The organism is Sorangium aterium (genome assembly GCF_028368935.1).
Classification (GTDB): Bacteria; Myxococcota_A; Polyangia; order Polyangiales; family Polyangiaceae; genus Sorangium; species Sorangium atrum.
The window spans coordinates 1,015,620-1,035,164 of the sequence record NZ_JAQNDK010000006.1 but is presented as its reverse complement, the minus strand read 5'-3'; the positions used below and the strand labels follow the sequence as shown (position 1 = coordinate 1,035,164).

At 71.0% G+C, this 19,545-nt stretch carries 13 protein-coding genes; 4 read left to right on the top strand and 9 right to left on the bottom strand.

Annotated elements, in window-relative coordinates:
* The first annotated feature begins 556 nt into the window (after positions 1-556).
* Complete coding sequence (locus tag POL72_RS47825) at positions 557-1,600, top strand: MBL fold metallo-hydrolase (protein ID WP_272103828.1); 1,044 nt, start codon at positions 557-559, stop codon at positions 1,598-1,600.
* 57 nt (positions 1,601-1,657) lie between these two features.
* On the opposite strand, the gene POL72_RS47820 is transcribed toward POL72_RS47825, so the two are convergent.
* Together POL72_RS47820 and POL72_RS47815 are read right to left on the bottom strand one after the other, a co-directional pair.
* Positions 1,658-3,556 (bottom strand): hypothetical protein, encoded by a 1,899-nt coding sequence (locus POL72_RS47820; RefSeq protein WP_272103826.1) that lies wholly within the window; start codon positions 3,554-3,556, stop codon positions 1,658-1,660.
* Between the two features lie 305 nt (positions 3,557-3,861).
* A complete protein-coding gene (locus POL72_RS47815; RefSeq protein WP_272103825.1) occupies positions 3,862-5,820 on the bottom strand; it encodes a M23 family metallopeptidase in 1,959 nt (652 codons plus the stop codon).
* A gap of 686 nt (positions 5,821-6,506) precedes the next feature.
* Here POL72_RS47815 and POL72_RS47810 point away from each other — a divergent pair.
* Together POL72_RS47810 and POL72_RS47805 are read left to right on the top strand one after the other, a co-directional pair.
* Positions 6,507-7,637, top strand: coding sequence for a hypothetical protein (locus POL72_RS47810; RefSeq protein ID WP_272103824.1), 1,131 nt, complete (start codon positions 6,507-6,509; stop codon positions 7,635-7,637).
* A gap of 162 nt (positions 7,638-7,799) precedes the next feature.
* A complete protein-coding gene (locus POL72_RS47805; RefSeq protein WP_272103822.1) occupies positions 7,800-9,377 on the top strand; it encodes a hypothetical protein in 1,578 nt (525 codons plus the stop codon).
* A gap of 198 nt (positions 9,378-9,575) precedes the next feature.
* Here POL72_RS47805 and POL72_RS47800 read toward each other — a convergent pair whose 3' ends face one another.
* The 5 genes from POL72_RS47800 to POL72_RS47780 form a co-directional block, all read right to left on the bottom strand.
* Positions 9,576-10,154 (bottom strand): TlpA disulfide reductase family protein, encoded by a 579-nt coding sequence (locus POL72_RS47800; RefSeq protein ID WP_272103820.1) that lies wholly within the window; start codon positions 10,152-10,154, stop codon positions 9,576-9,578.
* A gap of 3 nt (positions 10,155-10,157) precedes the next feature.
* Positions 10,158-13,289, bottom strand: coding sequence for an efflux RND transporter permease subunit (locus POL72_RS47795; protein ID WP_272103818.1), 3,132 nt, complete (start codon positions 13,287-13,289; stop codon positions 10,158-10,160).
* 10 nt (positions 13,290-13,299) lie between these two features.
* Positions 13,300-14,664 (bottom strand): efflux RND transporter periplasmic adaptor subunit, encoded by a 1,365-nt coding sequence (locus POL72_RS47790; RefSeq protein WP_272103816.1) that lies wholly within the window; start codon positions 14,662-14,664, stop codon positions 13,300-13,302.
* 1 nt (position 14,665) lies between these two features.
* Positions 14,666-14,995 carry a hypothetical protein gene (locus POL72_RS47785; RefSeq protein WP_272103815.1) on the bottom strand — a complete coding sequence of 110 codons (330 nt, stop codon included), beginning with the start codon at positions 14,993-14,995 and terminating at the stop codon, positions 14,666-14,668.
* Positions 14,996-15,196: 201 nt separating this feature from the next.
* Complete coding sequence (locus tag POL72_RS47780; RefSeq protein WP_272103814.1) at positions 15,197-16,312, bottom strand: STAS domain-containing protein; 1,116 nt, start codon at positions 16,310-16,312, stop codon at positions 15,197-15,199.
* Between the two features lie 248 nt (positions 16,313-16,560).
* Here POL72_RS47780 and POL72_RS47775 point away from each other — a divergent pair, with 248 nt between their 5' ends.
* A complete protein-coding gene (locus tag POL72_RS47775) occupies positions 16,561-17,652 on the top strand; it encodes a serine hydrolase domain-containing protein (protein WP_272103812.1) in 1,092 nt (363 codons plus the stop codon).
* Here POL72_RS47775 and POL72_RS47770 read toward each other — a convergent pair.
* Both POL72_RS47770 and POL72_RS51480 read right to left on the bottom strand, forming a co-directional pair.
* Entirely contained in the window at positions 17,636-18,391 is a 756-nt protein-coding gene (locus POL72_RS47770) for a LytR/AlgR family response regulator transcription factor (RefSeq protein WP_272103811.1), read from the bottom strand. The genes POL72_RS47775 and POL72_RS47770 overlap by 17 nt on opposite strands.
* Entirely contained in the window at positions 18,388-19,422 is a 1,035-nt protein-coding gene (locus POL72_RS51480; protein ID WP_272103809.1) for a sensor histidine kinase, read from the bottom strand. Before POL72_RS51480 ends, POL72_RS47770 begins: the two co-directional genes overlap by 4 nt.
* Positions 19,423-19,545: the final 123 nt, after the last annotated feature.

The following is a 19,545-nucleotide window of genomic DNA, read 5'->3' as shown; positions in this document are numbered from 1 at the left end:
CGCATCTGTCCATCTCGTCCAATTTGCCGGCATTTATGAACGACTATTTACGAAGCCACGACAACGGCAGTTGCTGGCCAATAGCCTGTGCCGCGATGTCCTACATCGACCGAGACATTTGGCTTCTCGCGCCCTTTTCGCCCGTGTCACTGAACGGGTCGAGTCTCGCCTGAACGAGAGTCGCCGCGGCTCCCTTGGATCAGCGGATGACCAGGGCTTCGCCGTGCGTCGATTCCTGCACAAATCCAGGCAGGCCGCTCCCCCGAGGCGGTACCCGGGAGGGGCACGGGGCGAATCGCCGCGGGGCCAGGGCGAGGAGAAGGTCTCGGGCGATGGTCAACATTGACAAGTTAAGAACAATTTGTCAAGTTCAGGCCTTGACGGTCTGCACGCCGATCGCAAAGCTCGTCCGGTGCGTGAGCGAGCCACCCTGGCCGAGCGCGCGCGCTGCCAGGCGGAGCCCACGCCTCCTCCGGCGACCGGGCCGCAGGATGGTCGCCTTCAAGGTCGTGTTCTGTCTCGCCAGGCACCGCGCCTGGCAGGAGGTCGTCCTCTCATGAACGATTCACGGCGTCGCAAAGGGCTGCGGCTCGAGCGGGCGCGCGCTTCAGCTCAGTTCAAGGACGGCAAGTTCGAGAACCCTTCGGGCGCCGGCCCCACCATGACCAAGGGCTCGACGCTTCCCGTGCTCGGCGAGTTCTTCTTCCGCCGCGGCCGGCGGGAGCCGCCCGCGCCGCTGCCCGTCGTGAGACCCCACGAGACCTGGGCCCGGCAGAGCGACACCGGCCTGCGGGTCACCTGGCTCGGCCACAGCACCGTCCTCCTCGAGCTCGATGGCCGCCGGGTCCTCACCGATCCGGTGTTCGGCGAGCGCGCCTCGCCGGTCTCCTTTGCCGGCCCGCTGCGCTTCCACCCGGTCCCGGCCGCGCTCGACGAGCTGCCGCCGCTCGACGCGGTCCTGCTCTCCCACGACCACTTCGATCACCTCTGCGCTCCGACGATCGAGGCGCTGGCCCGCACGCGCGTCCCCATCGTCACGCCCCTCGGCGTGGGCGCGCTCCTCGAGGCGCTCGGCGTCGACCCGGCGCGGATCACCGAGCTCGACTGGCACGAGCGCGCGGAGATCGGCGGCGTCCGCTTCACCGCGACGCCCTCTCAGCACTTCTCGGGCCGCGGGCCGACCAGCCGCAACGCGACGCTCTGGGCTTCATGGGTCATCGAGACGGAGCGGCGCAAGGTCTTCTTCTCCGGCGACACCGGGCTGTTCCCCGGGTTCGAGGACATCGGCAAGCAACACGGCCCCTTCGACCTGGTGATGCTCGAGGTCGGCGCGTATCACCCTGCGTGGGGGACCATCCACCTCGGCCCCGAGAACGCGCTGACCGCGCTCGAGATGCTCGGCGGCGGCACGCTCCTGCCCGTCCACTGGGGCACCTTCAACCTCGCCCTCCACGACTGGGACGAGCCGGCGGAGACGCTGCTCTCCCTGGCCACCGAGCGCGGCGCGCGCGTCGTGACCCCCCAGATCGGCGCGGCGTTCGAGCCCGAGCGCGTCGGCGCGCCGACCCCGTGGTGGCGATCGGTCGCCAGCCCGCGGTGACGGACGGCGGCCAACCCCGTTCACCCGGAAGGCCGCGTCGCGCCACGTCACGCGCAGTCACGCCGCCCGGGGCCTCGCCTCGAGCGAGGGCGGAGTGAGCTGCTCGACGGTGTACGCGTATTCGTAGGTCTTGCGGAACTCGCGCCAGCTCCGGAGCTGCGGCATCCACTCGTCGTCCCGCAGCGCGCTCAGCAGGAGCAGGATGCGCGACTCGGAGGACAGCCGTACCACGGCGTCGCGCGTCTCCTTCACGGCCATGCAGAGCTCGAGATCGGTCGCCGTGCGGATGCCATGCGCCTTGAGCCTCAAGAGGATGCTCGACGGCGCGTTCCGGGCCGGCTCGGCCTCGTCTCGCGCGTGGAGATACAGGATCGCCTGGTCCACGAGGTCGACAAGGCGCGGGGCCGGGATGCGCGTGCGCAGGATCAGCTCGATGAGGTTGTGGTGCGCGAGGTTCTCGATGTTCTCGATGCCCTCCTCGAGCAGGCGCGCCTTGTCGTAGAGCGTGATGCCCTCGAGGTGGGTCAGCGGGTCGCGGTCCTTCAGGGTAGGGACGAAGAAGGTGACCATGCGCGTCTTGAGCAGGTCATGGAGCACGGCGAGCCCCGTGTCCGGGACGATGCCAATGAAGAAGGCGAGCACGAGCAGATGCCAGGGCGCGTTGTCGATGGGCGCCGCGCCGCCCGAGGGCGAGGCGCCCTCGAACGTCTTGCTCATGACCCAGGCCAGGATCGTCGCGATGATGATGCGCACGGAGATGTGGCTGTACGCCTTGGGCCCGAGATCCGCCCGCACATAGCGGCGAAATACCATGTTGAGCGCGAAGAAATACGTACCGAGGAACGCGAATGTGAACGCGGTCCGGTTGGGGATGAACAGGGTATGGAGCTCGACCGGCTTGTCGCCCAGCGTCTCGGCCACGGACGCCACCGTCGGCAGCGCCGAGATCACCCAGCCGACCGAGAGGAGGAACGTGCTGAGGATGATCGGGACGAAGAACAGCGGACCGCGCCGGGTGTCCAGCGCGTCCTTCATCAGCGGCGAGTAGGCCCGCTCCGCCTCGTCGATCGTGCGGAGCGCGGGGTCGAGCCGCAGCACGTCGCGGTGGAACTGCTCCTTCACCACGTTCCGGCGCTGCTCGGCGAACAGGAAGAACAGGAGCGCGGGCAACGTCGCCGCGGTGCCGATGAACAGCGCGAAGAGGAGCAGCAATGCCATGCTGCGCATCGATTGCTTGAAGATCTCGTGAAGCTGCTTCTCGGCCTGCAAGAGGACCGTGGCGGCGGGGATGCCGAGCCCCATCAGGCACACCGCCAGCATGCCGATCGCGCGCCAGAACTGGTCGCGCAACATCAGCGCGGTGCTGCGGTGGCGATGCTGGGCCCAGCGCTCCAGCGACGGGAACACGGTGAACGCGATCATCCCGACGCCGACCGCGCCGAAGGTCAAGCGGGCCCAGCCGTCCAGGGTGACCATGAACAGCAACGTGAGCCCCCCGAGGAGCAGCACCCCCGCGATGGCCGCGGCGTCGAGGCTCGGCTCCTCGACATGGAGCGGGGCGCGCTTCTCCACATAACCACGCTCGAGCCAGACGCTGAGATCCAGCCCCTGCGCCGCCGCCTCGGTCGTGCGCACCACGTCGAAAGGCGCCACGACGAGGTCGCTGCCATCGCGCCTGATGCAGATCCGGCGGGCCGTCTTGTTGACGAGCTCGATCTCCTCGGCGGGCGGCGACCGCCGTAGGTCCCCTCGCCCGCAGGGCGGCGGCCGTGCCTTCTCTCGCCTGGAGGGCGGCTGCCCTGCCTCCGGCGAGGCCTCCGTGGGGCCTGACCGCGCCTGCCGCCCGCCGGCCGTCGGACTCACGAGCACCGGCGGAGCGTCGTCGCGCTTCGACTCCGAGCCGCTGTGTTGGCGCGACGGCAGCTGCTGCAGATCCTCGAGTTCCCCATCCGCCATGGCGTTTCCCCCTCGGTCCGCGCGGTCGCCCCTGATCCCTGCGGCGGCGTCTCGCCGGCAGGTTCGGGCCTATTCGAGCTCATCCACATGGAAGCCCATCTGCCATCGCGCGTCCAGGATCGCTGGCGTCGAGGCGAGCGCGCCGGAGCGAGCGCGAAGGCGCGCCGGCAGGGGTGCGCCGGCGCAGCCTCAGGGTGCCGCGCAGCCGCGCAGCCGCGGGGTCGTGGGGGCGGGGTGGATCGATCGGATCGGTCAGAAGGCGGCCGCCGCGCTCTGCCGGCGGCGGCCGCGAGGAGCGATCTCCGCTACGGCTTGTGCCAGATGGAGACGAACATCGTTCCGTTGTCGTAGCCCTGGACGCGGTGGAGACGCCAGCCATCCTCGCTGCGCGTCAGCTGCTCGGCCTTGAACGTCGACTCCGACTGAGCGAACTCGACCTCATACTCGCCGGGGAGCCAGCGCCAGACGCCGGAGAACCGGACGCCGCTCCCCGAGGTGCCCTCCTGGGCGCTGATCGAGTAGGGCTTCCACCCGAGGTCCTGGAGATCATCGTCCGTGTCGCGCAGCTGCGTGCCGGTCATGTCGTAATAGTCAACCATGTACGAGACGGCGCTCGTGAGCACGACGTTGTGGCGCCGCCCGCTCGACGAGGTGTGGGTGGAATGGTCCAGGACGTACAGGTTGCCGGGGACGACCTCGTCGTTCCAGAGCTGGGTGTACTGGGCGTCCGTGATGTCGAGATGAACCTCGGAGGTCTCGCCGGGCGCCTTCTTCTCCCAGATGGCGGTGTACCGGGGGGCGCCCGACTCGAGCCGCACCGAGATCTGCCGGACCTTCCACCCCAGGGGGTCGAGCTCGGCGATCTTGTTGTTCATGGAGGTCTTGCTGAGGTTGAACCACCGCGTCGACTGCGACGGCGCGTCGGGGCTGTACCCGAGCGCCACGAAGCGCGCACCATCCTTGTTGTAGATATTGAACGTCTGCGGATACCACCCGGCGTCCGGGTAGTACTTGTCGTGGTTGTTCGCGTACGCGACGGTATCCGGGAGATTGACCGTCTCGGGGTAGTGCGGCGCCATGATGCGCCGGAACGTGCTCGTGTTCGCGGGGTCGTAGCAGCCCTTGCCGTTGAGGGTTCCGCCCAGCTTGGAGTAGACGCCGAACGGATCGACGGCGACGATGTCGTGTCCCTGGGCACCATCCTGATCGGGGACACCGTCGTTGTTGCCGTCCGGGCGCTCCACCCAGGTCGCGAAGTGCAGGTGCGTGTTGCCGGTCGGATCATCCGGAATACCGTTGACGTCGATGTTGTCGCGAATGGTGCCCGTGTTGCCGGCATAGCCGAACGCCTCGCCGCGGGCCAGCACGGTCCCCACCGCCGGAAGCGAGTAGCCGGTGAGCCCCCAGAGGTGGTCGTATGTCGGGTTCGCCGCGTACTTGCAGATGGGCTCATTCTGCTGCTCCGTTGTGCAGCCGGCCAGCCGGTCCGCCGCCGTCGCGACGGCGGGATCGATGCAACTGCAGGCAGCCTTCTTGTCGTGGGCGACCCCGCCCCTCACGTGGCGGTACTCGGTGAAGTAGTTCTCTCCGTTCGGCGCCGTGTGGCGCAGCATGATCAGGTTGCCTCCGGTCGCTCCCCACCAGCCCGCAAACACGACCACGCTGGCGGCGGGAGCGACGAGCTGGAAGCTGGGCGACTCCCCGGGAGCGAGGTTCGACTTGTAGAAGTCGATAGCGCCGGCGTGATCTGCGTTGTTGTTTTTGTAGTACGCCGTGGAGATTTTGATCCTCTCGGCCTGGGTGATGTAGAACGGCAGCACGAGCGGCGTCCTGACGCGGAGATCGTTCAGAAAGGCCCTTGCGCTGTCGTCCTGGGCCGACTTGCAGTTCGAGTAGGGCGTCGTCCCTTGGTTGCTGGGGCAGCAGCTGGCATTGAAGAAGCCCGCCGTGGAGATCTGGCATGTGGGACCGGTGACACCGATGCTGAACAGGTCCATGCCATTGGGATACTCGGTCGAGCTATAGCGGGTCTTCTTCGTCGCGACGGTCCTGTCGACCAGGGCGTACGAGGGGACCGCGGTGCACACGTTGTCGATGGGCGTGGACAGGGCCGATCCGGCCTCGGCGATCGGCTCGTCCACGTCGATCGATCCACGCGTGTCGCCAGGATCTCCCGGCAGGTCATCGGGGACGCTGCAGCCTCCTGCGACATGGAGGAGCGCGGCGCCGGCGAAGAGAGGAACCAAGAAAGGTGTCTTCATCATAGGCTGTTGTCTCGGGGGCGTTCCCGTGGGTGATGCGGCGGTGAACAGGCACGCAGCGCGCGCGGCGAGCCTCGGGGCGCAGGTCACGCGCCGAGGACGAGCCGGAGCGGACGTCGAACCAGGCGACGGCAATGCAGCGCGCACGACCTCATGAGCCGCCGGCTCCCAGAGACGACCGATCCATGGCTAGGTGTGTCGATGCACGTCCACGACGATTGATAAGCAGGTCGCGTACCAGCCGACGCGGGCGCCAGCCCCGCCGTCGTTCCACGTCGCGGAGGGGTCTCGGCGGCGCACGCTCCGTGGGCCCAGCGGGGAAAAGGGCCCATTCTCAGCGCGTGGGCCCCATCCCGCCGTGGGCTCGTCGGCGGCGCGCGTCGCGCCTTTCACGCCAGGGCCGTGACATGTCGCGTGACATCGCGCTGCGAGGCCGTGACATGTCACATGACAACGCGCGGCGAGCGCGATCCGCCGTCATAGGGCCCTGCATCCGCGGAGAGCGCACAGGCTCGCGCCGGAGGACAGAGGTCCTCCGGAACGCGGCCAGCCCGGACGGTCGCCCCCGGCTCCGCAGGGTTCAGCGGCTCGGGCACGTCGCCGGGCCCCCTGCCTTCTCTCCCCTGCCCGCTCTCCGCTCGCTGGGATACGGCTCCACGCCCGCCCGCGATCTGATAGACCCCTGGCGCGTGCGCTCCCCCACTCTCCTGCTCTGGGTCCTCCTCGCGTCGGCGCCCGCCGCGGCGCGGGCCGACGCGGCGCCGCCTGGCGCGCCTTCGCAGAAGGCGGAGGCGGCCGCGTCGCGGGTGGTGATCGTCGAGGCCGGCGTGGACGATGCGCTCGTGCTCGAAGCAGCCACGCGGCTGCGGGCCGAGCTCGGCGCGGCGGGGTTCGAGGTGGTGCGCGTCGTGCGAGCGCCCGAGGGCGATCCGCGCGCAGGGCTGGAGCGCGCCGCGAAGGAGGCCGGCGCGTTCGCGGCCGCGACGATCGTCCGCTCGCGGACGGGCGCGACCGCCGACCTCTGGATCGTCGACCGGGTGACGCAGAAGACGGTGGTGCGCGCCGTGGAGGCGGCCGGCGCGTCGGCGCCCTCGGTGATGGCCGTGCGCGCGGTCGAGCTCCTGCAGGCGAGCCTGCTGGAGGCGAGCCTTCAGGAGCCGCCCCGGCGCGCCGCGGAGGGCGGCAGCGCCGCCGTTCCGGACGACGTGCAGCGGTGGATGGCGCCGGTCCGGAGGCGGGCCGCCGGGATGACCCCTGCGCCTGGGCGGGCCGGGGTGCTCGCGGGCGTCGGCGTCGAGGCCGGCTTCGCGGCGCTCCTGAGCGTGGATGGCATCGGGCCGGCGCTGGGGCCCGCGCTGCGGCTGTCGTACGGTGCCGGCGCGGACGGCCACGGCGGCGCGCTGCCCGCGGGGCTCGCGGCGCGGCTGACGTTCGCTGGGCCGACGCTGGGGCCCACGCTCGAGGGCGAGCTCGGCACGGTGTCCGTCCGTCAGGAGATGGCCTTTCTGGAGGCGGTATGGGCGCTGGACACGGGGGGCGCGCTCTCGCCTGTGCTCTCGGCCGGCGTGGGCGGAATTCACCTGTTCGTCAGCGGTGATCCCCTGCCGCCGCTGCGGAGCGCGACGGGCGATGTCTGGTCGGTCGCCGCGGCCCTGGGCGGGGGCGCCGGTCTGCGCCTGACCGACCGCGCGACCCTCCTGGTGGATGTACACGCGATCTTCGCCGAGCCCCGCGCCGTCGTGACGCTCGGCGGCGAGCGGCTCGGCACCGCGGGGAGACCGACATTCGCCGGGTTTCTTGGGCTGCTCGTGCGGCTCTGAGGCGGGGCCGCGCCCGGCTGGCCCGGCGCGGGAGGACGGCGGACGCCGGCACAAGGCGGTTTGCCGATGTTGGAGAGGCGCCGATTCCGGTACCGTCTGTGAATCAGTCGATGGCGCGCCCGATGGGGGCGCGGCCTCCTGGTTCGGGTGACAGCGATGAGAGTGCGAAGAATTGCGGCGGCTTTGCTCACCACGGTCGCCGTCTCGACGGGATTTCTCGGCTGCTCTGACGACTCCGACGCAGGCGCGGGAGGAACATCGACGAGCGACGGCGCGGGCGCGGGGAGCGACGGCGCGGGCTCGGCGGGCAATGGCGGCTCCGGCGACGGCGGCTCCGGCGACGGGGGCCCTGGCGACGGGGGCTCCGGCAGCGGCGACGGCGGCTCCAGCGCCCACAGCGGCGCCGGGGGCGGCGACGGCGGCTCCGGCGACGGCGGCTCCGGCGACGGCGGCTCCGGTGAAGCGCGCGGGCTCGGCGCCCGGTGCGCGAAGGACGCGGACTGCGGCCCGCGCGGCCACTGCTTCACGGAATCAGGCGACGACCTCTTCGGCGGAGGCCCGGCGGGCGGGTACTGCACGACCGCGTGCGAGCAAGACAGCGACTGCGAGGGCGAAGGCAGCGCGTGCTTCGGCGGCCTCTGCTTTCTGGGCTGCGCCGCGGGCGAGCCCCCGCTCATGAGCATCGTCGACAAGCTCGATCCGGCGAAGTGCCGCGGCCGCGAGGAGCTGCGCTGCGAGGACATCGATGACGTGTACGTGTGCCTGCCGAACTGCGGCTCCGACAGCCAGTGCGGCGGCGACCGGGTGTGCGACCCCCGGATGAACGTTTGCGTCGACGAGCCCACGCGAGGGCTGCCCACAGGGGCCCAGTGCGCGATCAAGGCCGACGGCACGGATCCCTGCGCGGGGTGGTGCATCGAAGTCGGCACCAACCTGGGCGTGTGCGCCGGCCTGTGCGGGCTCGGCGGGGACATCGCCAACGAGGACTGCGGAGGCCTGGAGAAGGGCCTCTGTGCGTATCCTTTCGCGGACGAGCCCGGGGTCGGCGACGTCGGTATGTGCACCAACGCGTGCACGAGCCACAGCGACTGCTTGCTGCCGACCTCCTCGTGCGTGTTCCTTGGCGTGGAGACCAATGGATTCTGTCTCTTCGGCGTGACGAAGTGCCCGAGAGGCCAGTCGTCCTGCGCGGACGGCGAGGTCTGCACCCTGACGCCCAAGGGCCGTCTGTGCCTCGACGAGAATTACCCCCTGGAGGACCCGGGCACAGGCGGTGCGGGTGGCGGCGGCGGCGCCGGTGGAATGGGCGGCGCGGATGCCGCGAGCAGCACGAGCGGCGCGGGCGGCGCGGGCGGCGCGGGTGCCGCGAGCGGCGCGGGCGGCGCGGATGCCGCGAGCAGCACGAGCGGCGCGGGCGGCGCGGATGCCGCGAGCAGCACGAGCGGCGCGGGCGGCGCGGATGCCGCGAGCAGCACGAGCGGCGCGGGCGGCGCGGATGCCGCGAGCAGCACGAGCGGCGCGGGCGGCACGGATGCCGCGAGCAGCACGAGCGGCGCGGGCGGCACGGATGCCGCGAGCAGTACGAGCGGCGCGGGTGGCGCAGGCGGCACGGATGCCGCGGGCGGCGCAGGCGGCACCCATGGCGCAGGCGGCACGGATGGCATCGGCGGCACGGATGCCTCGGGTGGCGCAGGCGGCTCCCTCGATGGGTCGTCGGTGTCTGCCGGGGGCGCCGAGTAGCCTCGGGTTGGGCACCTTTCTCGTGGAGCCTTCCCGCTAGGCCGCCCGGCGAACGCTCGGCCAGCGTACGTGCGCTGCGCGCAGGCGTTTGTAATTGCTAATTACTTTCATTTGATGCCAGGACCCGGCAGAGAGACGCTCCGTCCTCACGCAGCAGGCGGCGTGGCCCTCGCCAGGGATTTCCCGGGGGAAGCGCGATCAGGGCGCTGGCCGCTCCTGTCCAAGGAGCAGCGTCGTCGCTTCGGGCGCACGCCAGTCCCTCGCGCCCGTGAAGCGGAGGGACATCCGGCCGTCCGCCTCCACCAGGAAGGTGTCGGGCAACATCGAGACCCCGAACCGCCGCTGCACCGCAGCAGATCCGGCCCGCACGACGCCGGGAGGGACCTCGCCCCCGAAGAAGGCGCGCACGACGTCCCAGTTCTCGTCGACGCTCACGGCCACGAGCTGGAGCCTCCCGGCCTTCTCCAGCTGCCGGCCGAGCTCCAGCAAGCGCGGGAGCTCGGCGCGGCAGGGGGCGCACCACGTGGCCCAGAAGTGGAGCAGCACCGGCCGGCCGCGCAAGGCGGCCGCGTCGAGCAAGGTCCCGTCCGGCTGCTCGAAGGTGGCGTCCGGCATGCGCTGGCCGTCGTGGAGCCGCTCGTGCGCGAAAGGGCGACCCGGCCGCTCGGCGCCGCGGCGACGCTCCACGGCCCAGTAGAGCCCCGCCGCAAGCGCCTGGACGAGGACCAGGACGCCCGCGGCGGCGGCGATCGCGCGGAGGCGGGAGCGCGCGCGCATCGGCTACTCCGCCGCAGGCGATAGGGCCGGGCCAGCGGGCCGCGGAGACTCGGAGGCGCCCGTCTCGCCGGCGGCGTCCGCGCGGAGCCTCCCGCCGACCACGCTGTAGAGCGCCGGCAGGACGAGCAGCGTGAGCAGCGTGGAGGAGATCACGCCGCCGATCACGACGGTCGCGAGCGGGCGCTGGACCTCGGCGCCGACGCCCGTGTTCAGCGCCATCGGCACGAAGCCCAGGGAGGCGACCAGCGCCGTCATGAGGACCGGGCGGAGGCGCCGCTCGGCCGCGAGCTCGATGGCATCCCGCACCGGCATCCCGGCCGCCGTGAGCTGCCGGATGGTCGAGACGAGCACCATGTCCCCGAGCACCGCGACGCCTGAGAGCGCCACGAACCCGACGCCCGCGGAGATGCTGAACGGCAGGTCGCGAAGCCAGAGCGCGACGACGCCGCCGATCGCGGCGAACGGGACGCCTGTGAAGACGCGGACCGCATCCAGGAGCCGCCCGTACGTGAAGTAGAGCAGCAGCAGGATCAGCCCGAGCGCGATGGGCACGACGACGAGCAGGCGCGCCTGCGCCCGCTCGAGGTGCTCGAACTGCCCGCCGAAGCGGACGTAGTAGCCGGGCGGGAGCTCGACCTCATCGAGCCTCGCCCTCGCCTCCTCGACGAAGGTGCCCACGTCGCGGCCCCGGACGTTCGCCTGCACGACGATCCGGCGCTTGGCCCACTCGCGGTTGATCGCGGCCGGCCCCTCGGTCGTGCGGATCTTCGCGAGCCGTGCGAGCGGGATGCGCTCACCGCCGGCCGCGGTGACCAGGATGCGGCCGATGGAGGCCGGGTCCTCCCGGTAGCGATCGTCGATGCGCAGCACCACGGGGAAGCGGCGCTCGCCCTCTTGGAGCTGCCCCACCTCCCGCGCGCCGAGGGCCTCGACGACATCCAGGACGTCGGCGGCCGCGATGCCGTGGCGGGCGATGGCGGCGCGGTCGACCTCGATCTCGAGCACGGGCTGGCCTGTCACCTGCTCGGTCACCACGTCCGCGGCGCCGGGGATCTTCTTGAGGGCCGCCTCGATCTCGCGCGCCTTCTGCTTGAGCGTGTCGAAGTCGTCGCCGAACAGCTTCACCCCCAGATCGGCCCGGATCCCCGCGACCATCTCGTTGACCCGCATCTCGATCGGCTGCGTGTAGATGACGCGCATGCCCGGCATCCCCGAGAGCTCCGACTCCATCGCCTGGACGAGCTCGTCCTGCGTGGCGGCGCGCTTCCATGCCTCTCGCGGCTTGAGCGTGATGAACATGTCGGACAGCTCGAGCCCCATCGGGTCCGTCGCCACCTCCGCCGTGCCCGTGCGCGTCCAGACGCGCTCGATCTCGTCCGGAAACCTGTCGAGGAGGACCCGCTCGAGCTGGGTGCCGTAGCGGATCGACTCGCCCGCCGAGACCCCCGAGAGCCGCACGGTGTTGGCGACGATCGTCCCCTCACGGAGCCGCGGCACGAACTCGGCGCCGAGCCGCGTCGCGAGGAAGGCCGCATTGCCGAGGAGCAGCGCGGCCCCGGCGAGCACCGCCCAGCGCCACCGCAGCGCGAGCTGCAGCGCGGGCCGGTAGGCCCGCTTGAGGAGGCGGACGAGCACGTTCTCGCGCTCCTTCATGCGCCGCGGCAAGAGCAGGCTCGCGAGCGCCGGCATGAGCGTGAGCGACAGGATCATCGAGCCGATGAGCGCGAAGATGACGGTGAGCGCCATCGGCCGGAACAGCTTCCCCTCCGCCCCCTCGAGCGCGAGGATCGGCAGGTAGACGATCATGATGATCAGCTCGCCGAACATCGTCGGCTTGCGCACCTCGATCGAGGCGTCGCGCACGACGTCGGTCGTGCTCCGGTCGCTCGTATCCTCCGAGAGCCGCCGGACCGAGTTCTCGACCATGATCACCGAGCTGTCGACGACGAGGCCGAAGTCGATCGCGCCGAGGCTCATGAGGCTGCCCGCGACGCCCGCGCGCAGCATCAGATCGAAGGCGAAGAGCATCGACAGCGGGATGGCCGAGGCCACGATGAGCCCGGCGCGGAGGTTGCCGAGGAAGGCGAAGAGCACCGCGACGACGAGGAGCGCGCCCTCGAGCAGGTTCTTCTCGACGGTGCCGAGCACCTTGTCGATGAGCTCGGTGCGGTCGTAGACGACGGCGACGTCGACGCCTCTCGGGAGGCTCTTCTTGACCTCCTCCAGGCGCGCCTTGAGCCGCGTCGTGACCTCGTGGCTGTTCTCGCCCATCAGCATGAAGCCGAGGCCGAGCACGACCTCGCCCTGGCCGTCGGCGGTGACCGCGCCCCGCCGGATCTCGCGCCCCTCGACCACCCGGGCGACGTCGCGCACGCGGATGGGCGCCCCGCCCTTGGCGGCGACCACGATGTCCTCGATGTCGCTCACGCGCGTGGCGATGCCGATGCCCTGGATCAGGCTGGATTCGCCGGCCTGGTCCAGGTTGCCCCCGCCCACGTTGGCGTTGTTGCGCTCCAGGGCGTCGGAGAGGTCGTGGAGCGAGAGCCCCCGCGCTGTGAGCTCCGCCGGGTCGACGAGCACCTGGATCTGCCGCTCATCGCCGCCCCACGCATTGACCTCGGCCACGCCTCGCACCGAGCGGAGCTGCGGCGCGATGACCCAGTCGTGGACCGTCCGCAGCTCGCTCAGCGACTTGCCCTTGCCCGTGACCACGTAGTGGAACACCTCGCCGAGCCCTGTGGCGACCGGGCCGAGCTCAGGGCGATGGATCCCCGGCGGCAGCGTCACGGTCTGGAGCCGCTCCATGACGACCTGGCGGGCCAGGTAGATGTCCGTGTCGTCCTCGAAGCGGGCGGTGACCTGGGAGAGGCCGAAGCGGGAGAGCGAGCGGACCTCCTCGAGCCTGGGCAGGCCCGAGATCGCCTGCTCGACGGGGGCGGTGATCTGGCGCTCGATCTCGACGGGGGAGAGGGCAGGCGCGACGGTGTTGATCTGCACCTGCACAGGCGTCGTGTCCGGGAAGGCGTCGATCGGCAGGCGGCGGAAGGCGAGGATGCCCGCCAGGGAGAGGCCGATCGAGGCAAGGATCACGAGGAACCGGTGGCGGAGCGACCAGGTGATGACGGCGTTCAGCATGGCCCGCGCCTCAGTCCTCGCCGCAGCAGCCTGCGCCGATGCTCTCCTTGAGCGTCTCGGTCTTGAGCAGGAAGCTCCCCTCGGTCGCGACCTCCTCGCCCGGGCGCACGCCCTTGGTCACCTCGACCAGGTCGCCCTCGGTCGCCCCGATCTCGACCCGCCGCGCCTCGAACTGGTCCTCCGCGAGCCGCACGAACACGAGCTTCACGGTCTTCGCGCGCTGCACCGCGGCGCGGGGCACCACGACCGCCGCGCGGGATGGGGCGAGGATGCGCGCCCGGCCGAACATGTTGGCCCGCAGCGCGCCGCCCGGGTTCGCGAGCGGGACGCGCGCCTTGGCCGTGCGCGTGGCCGGATCGATGGCCGGCGCGACGTACGTGATCTCCCCTCTGAGCTCGCGCCCCTCGATGCCGTCGACCTCGATGACCACCGGCTGCTTCAGCGAGACGGCCGGTAGATCGGTCTCGGGGACGTCGAGCTCGGCCCACATGCTCGAGACGTCGACCACCTCGAACAGGGTCTCCTCGACGCCGACGAGCCTGCCCACCGTCGCCTTCCGCTGCGTCACGACGCCGGCGAGCGGGGTCGTGAGCGTGTAGCCCCCGCCCCCGCCCGCGCTCGCGCCCACGACGGCCAGCGAGGCCGCGAAGGAGGCGCGCTCGGCGCGGGCGGCGTCGAGCTCCTGCTGCGCGGCGAGCACGCTCCGGCGCGACGAGATCCCCTCCTTTTCGAGCTGCTCCTCGCGCTTCAGGTTCTCCTCGGCGATCGTGAGGCGCGACTGCGCGCTGGCCAGCCGCGAGCGATCGGCGCCCACGTCGGCGCTGTCGATGATCGCGAGCGGCGCGCCCTTCTTGATCTCCGCGCCCACGTCCACGTGAAGCTGCCGGACGACCCCCGGGGCGCGGGCGTTGATCTCCGCCACCTTGAGCGCGTCGTAGACGATCCTGGCGGTCACGGGGATGCCGCCGCCGCCCTGACGCTCGACGGCCTTCGCGGTGAGGATCCCGGCGAGCCGGGCCGTGTCCTTGGTCTTGAACTTGACCTTCGTCCCGTCCGCCGGCGCGCCGTCGCTCGCCACGTCGGCCGCCGGCTTGCCTCCGCGCTCGGGGTGGCAGATGGGACAGATGGACTCCGGGAACTGGTGCTCCTTGCACCAGTCTCCCTTGGCCTGGAAGACGGGGACGAGCTTCGGATTGCACTTCGTGCAGAGGGCTTCCAGCACGCCGTGCTCCTTGCACATGGCGCCCTCGACGGCCGACGCCGCGCTCCGCTTCGCCCCGGCCTTCTCCGCCGCGGCGTTGTCGGTCGCCTTGCCTCCGCAGCCCGGGAGCGCGGCGAGGAGCAGGAGCACCGCGATGCCAACGCGGCCTGGCACGTCAGCTCTCCTTCGGCGGCCGGACGATCTTCAGATCGGGATTGCACTTGAGGCACTGCGACTCGGGCAGGCCGTGCTCGGCGCACCAGTCCCCCGTGGCCTTGAAGGCCGGGATCAGATCCGGGTTGCAGCGGGTGCACTGCGACTCGGGCACCTGGTGCTCTCCGCACCAGTCCTCGTGGGAGCCGGGCTTCACGTCCGCGGGGGCGTGCGCCGCGTTCGCCTGCGTCTGCTCAGGCGCGGCCTTGCCGGCGCTCGGCGCCTCCTTCGAGCACGACGCGGCGCCGAGGGCGAAGACGCAGATCAGGACCGAGATGGAACGAAGCTTCATGGGCCTTTTCTCTTGGTTGTTCGCGACGTCACGCGACGGAAGCGCCTCGGGCGCGCGCCGGCGCACCGCCACCACCGTTACCGCCGCTGACCCTGGCCGCAAGCGTAGAGCGCGGGGTGGGGACGAGGTCCGGCCATCCCTGGCCGGATCACTGGCGGGCAGAGCCATCGCCGGAGGGCGGCTCCCCACCGCCCGCCGTCTTCACACCCCTGCAGCCTTGTCCGAGAGCGATTGGATGCACATCCGCAGCCCCTCGCGGAGGTTCCGCAGCGTGGTCACGGCGGACAGCTCCAGGCCGAGCGACGTGATCAGCGCGGCCACGGCGGGGCGCACGCCGGTGATGACCCCCTTGGCGCCGAGCAGCTCGACCGCGCGGATGATCCGGATCACGTGATCGGCGGTCTCGCCGTCGATGCTGTCCACGCCGGTCATGTCGAGGATCGCATAGCGGGAGCCTGTCCTGACGATGGCGTCGAGCAGCTCCTCGGTGATCACCCCGGCCCTCACGCCGTCGAGCGTGCCGATCAACGGGAGCGTCAGCACGCCGTCCCACACCTGGATGATCGGGGTGGCGAGCGCGCGGAGCTCGTGCTGCTGCCGCTCGATCAACGACAGCTTGTCGCGGAGCTCCTGCTCGGTCCTCTGGAGCTCCTCGGCGATGCGGGCGCGCTCCTCGACCTCGCGCTTCAGCTTGTGCAGCGCGATGGCCAGATCCGTCTTCGTCGCCCGCTCCTCGTCGAGCAGGCTCTGCAGCCGGTCCTCCAGGCTTGTCGTGGAGGGGCGCACCGTGAACTCGTCGTGGGCGTCGCCCCGCGCGGCGAACGACGTCTGCTCGACGTCGCACTCCTCCCCGAAGAGCCGGGTGCAGAACCCGGCCAGCTTGCCCGCGATCATGCTGCTGCCCCAGCAGACATCGAGCTCCTTCTGGTAGACCGACTCCCACCCGTTCACCACGCGGAAGCGGGCCTCCTTCCGCTCCCGGTCCAGGGAGAGCACGTGCCACACGCCCCAGCCCGCCGTGGCCGCGCCGAGCCCGAGCGCCTTGAAGCCCTCCTCGAACGTCGGATAACCCGAGATGTATTTCCAGTCGTCATCGATGCTGAGCCGCCCCCCGCTCTCCACGGCGAGGTTGAAGCGCTCGGTCCCCGCCATCCGCTGGAAGCCCGACATCAGGCCAACCACGCTGCTCGGCAGGAACATCGACACCGAAGGGACGCCGGCCCAGGTGCACTGCCCGTTCTCGAGATCCCACTCGATCGCCATCCCCTCGACGACGACGCGGATCCTCTTGTCCAGAAGCTCAGAGCTTGTGCTCATAAATTCTCCGAGTCCACGAGCGCGCCCGCGCGCCCGCCGCAGTGTACCGGCTCGACCCGGCGCGCGTCGCCCTCGACGGGCGAGCCACGGCTGGCCTCGATCCGGCCAAGACGGCGCTCTGGGGCCCGGGACGCGCTGCCGCCGCCCCCACGTGCTCGTCCCGCAGAACCCGCCGCTCGTGGCCGAGAACCTGGCGCTCGTCGATTCGCCCCTGATCGTCGCGAGCTCGGCTGGCAGTCTGGCGCGGCATGAAACCAATCTCGCAGTGGCTGACGGCAGCCGGCCTGGTCACGCTGGCTGTCCCACAAACTGGGTGCAGCGGGGAGTCGCCCGCACTTCCCGAGCGGGACGAGCTCCGCGAGGAGCTCGAGCGTCGCCTCTCGGACGCGGCCGCGGCCGGGTTCTCCGGGTCGGTGCTGGTCACGGTCGACGGGGCCGAGGTGCTCGCGCGCGGCTACGGCTTGGCGGATCGAGACCACGACATCCCCAATGTCGCCGGCACGGCGTACGACTTCGGCTCCGTGATGAAGGACCTGACCGCAACGGCCATCTTCAAGCTCGAAGGCGACCACAAGCTCGCCGTCACCGACTCGCTCGCGACCCTCTTCGATGACGTGCCGGCCGACAAGGCCGAGATCACGCTCGTTCAGATCCTCCAGCACCGCGCCGGGTTCGACGAGTACCACGACACGGAGGGTGACTTCGAGCCGATGACGCGGCTCGAAGCGCGCCAGCGGATCTTCGCGCAGGAGCTGCTGTTCGAGCCGGGGAGCGACGAGGAATACTCCAACTCCGGCTACACGCTGCTCGCCGACGTCGTGGAGACCGTCTCGGGGCGAGCGTTCACGGACTACGTGCGCGACGAGCTCTTCGCTCCCGCCCACATGCAACAGAGCGGGTTCTTCGGTGACCCGCTCTGGGAGCGGGTCGACACCGCGATCGGATACGACGCCTCGACCTTCGGGGAGAACGACCCCGCCGGATGGCCGTACACCTGGTCGCTCGTCGGCAATGGCGGGCTGGTGACGACCGTCTCCGACCTCGAGCGCTGGCTGGTCGCCGTCTGGAAGGGGGAGGTGCTCGGTCCGGCCGCGTTCGAGTCGTACGAGGCGCATTACCTCTCGGGCGGCGCCCACGACCTCGAGGGCAAGACGGTCTACGCCGCGGCCGGAGCCGGCGACTATGGCCTTGGAGGGGTCGCGATCGACTGCCCGGCGGCGAACACGCGCGTGATCCTCGGGACGAACACGTACGACGTGTTCGACATCGAGGGCTTCGGGCTCGAGCTGGGGAAGCTGGTCCTCTCGGCCGAGAGAGGCGAGCTCAGTCGGGCAGAGTGATGCCGACGGTGTTCTCCAGGAGCCGCTGCCGGACCTCTCGCGCGCGATCGCGCGAGACGGGCACGCGGAGCCGTGGACCGACCTCGAGGACCAGCTCCCCGTCGAGCCGGCCGAGCCCGTGCACGTGCGCCGGGGCGACGAGCCAGTTGCGGTGCACGCGAAGCACACGATCGCCCAGCGTGGCCCCGAGCGCGTTGAGCGAGAGGTCCACCGAGAACACGCCATCGACGTGGTGGAGAGAGGTGAGCCGCTCCGCCGCCTGAAACGCCAGCATGCCGTCGAGGTCCAGGAAGACCAGGCGGTTGTCGTGTCGCGCGACCAGGCGCGGCTCTCCCGCGCTCGGGGACGGCGCCCGGCGTCGCTCGAGGAGCCGCGCCACACACGTGGTGACGCGGTCGAGCGTGAACGGCTTGAGCAGATAGTCGACAGCGCCCATCTCGAACCCATCGAGCGCGTGATGCGCCAGCGCGGTGGCGAGCACCACCGCCGGCGGGCTCGCGAGATCCGAGAGGGAGCGGGCGAAGTCGAGGCCCGACGTGTCTCCAGGGCGATCGACGAGCCGGACATCGACGAAGACGGCGTCGATGCCGAGCTCGACGCGATCGAGCGCCTCTCGAGCAGCCTCGACGTTCGTCACCGCGGCGATCGTTCCGAATCTCCCGGTATCGCGCAGCAGCTCCACGAGGAAGTTGCGCGCCGGCCACTCGTCCTCGACGACGAGAGCAGAGAGCGGTTTCATGCGGTCCTCCTGGGCAGCGTGACCTCCAGGCGCGTCCGGCCGGGCTTCGAGTCGATGCGCAGCGACGCGTCGGCCGATTCCAGGGCGACGCGGCGCCGCACCAGCGCGAGCCCTCGCCCCTCCGGCGGGACAGCGGCCAGGTCGAAGCCGGGACCCTCGTCCTCGACGGCGCAGCGCAGGTGTCCTGCCTCCCCGGTGATCTGCAGGACGACACGGCCGCGCTCCCGTCGGCGCAGCGCGCCGTGGTGCACCGCGTTCTCCAGCAGGGGCTGAAGAAGCATCACCGGGAGCACGCAGTCCTCCACCGAAGCGTCCACGTCCCATTCGAACGCGAGCCGCCCGAAGTGCCGAGACTCCAGGATGCGCGCGAAGCCCCGCAGCCAGCTCACTTCCTCGCGGACCGTGTGATGGGATCGCCGCGATCCCTGCATGATGTCCCGCAGCAGGTCCCCGAGCGTCGCGATCAGGGTGCGCGCCTCGGCCGGCTCTTCGGTCACCAGGCCGGCGATCGTGTTGAGCGTGTTCAACACGAAGTGAGGCTCGAGCGCGGCGCGGATGTGCGCGAGCTCGACCTCCTGGCGCAGCGCGCGCCGCTCGTGCTCGAGCCGCCGCTCGGCGCCGATCTGTCGAGGCAGCTCGATCAGGAGGGCCCAGAAGCCGAACAAGGCGTCGCCGTCGAAGAAGCCCACGACGGCGGTGGCCACGAGCGGCCGTCGCGGTCCCTCTGGAAACACCTCGGGAAGCGCCGTGGCGACGAGGAAGAAGAAGGTGTTGGCGATGGAGCTGGCGATCCCGGCGGTGAACGCGAGCACGACGAGCTGACGCCAGATCGGCGCGCGCTGCGGTCCGATGCGGCGCGCCACCAGCGTGAGCGCGCCGAGGACCGCCGCCACCCACACCGCGATGCCCAGCCCGTGCCAGGGTTCGAAGCTTCCCTGGTCGATCCAGCCGAGGAGCCAGAGCACGGCCGTGGTGATCACCACGGCCTTGCCGACGTGGGCCTTTCCCTCGCTTGCGGGCTCCTGCGCCACCCGTTCGACACTAGCAGCGCCGGGCCCCCCCGTGTCGCGGACCGAGCGGTCGCGCGCCGCTCGCCGCGATCTCGCTCCATCACCGGTCCCCGGGCGGCGACAGATTCCCTGTCTGCCGCGCTC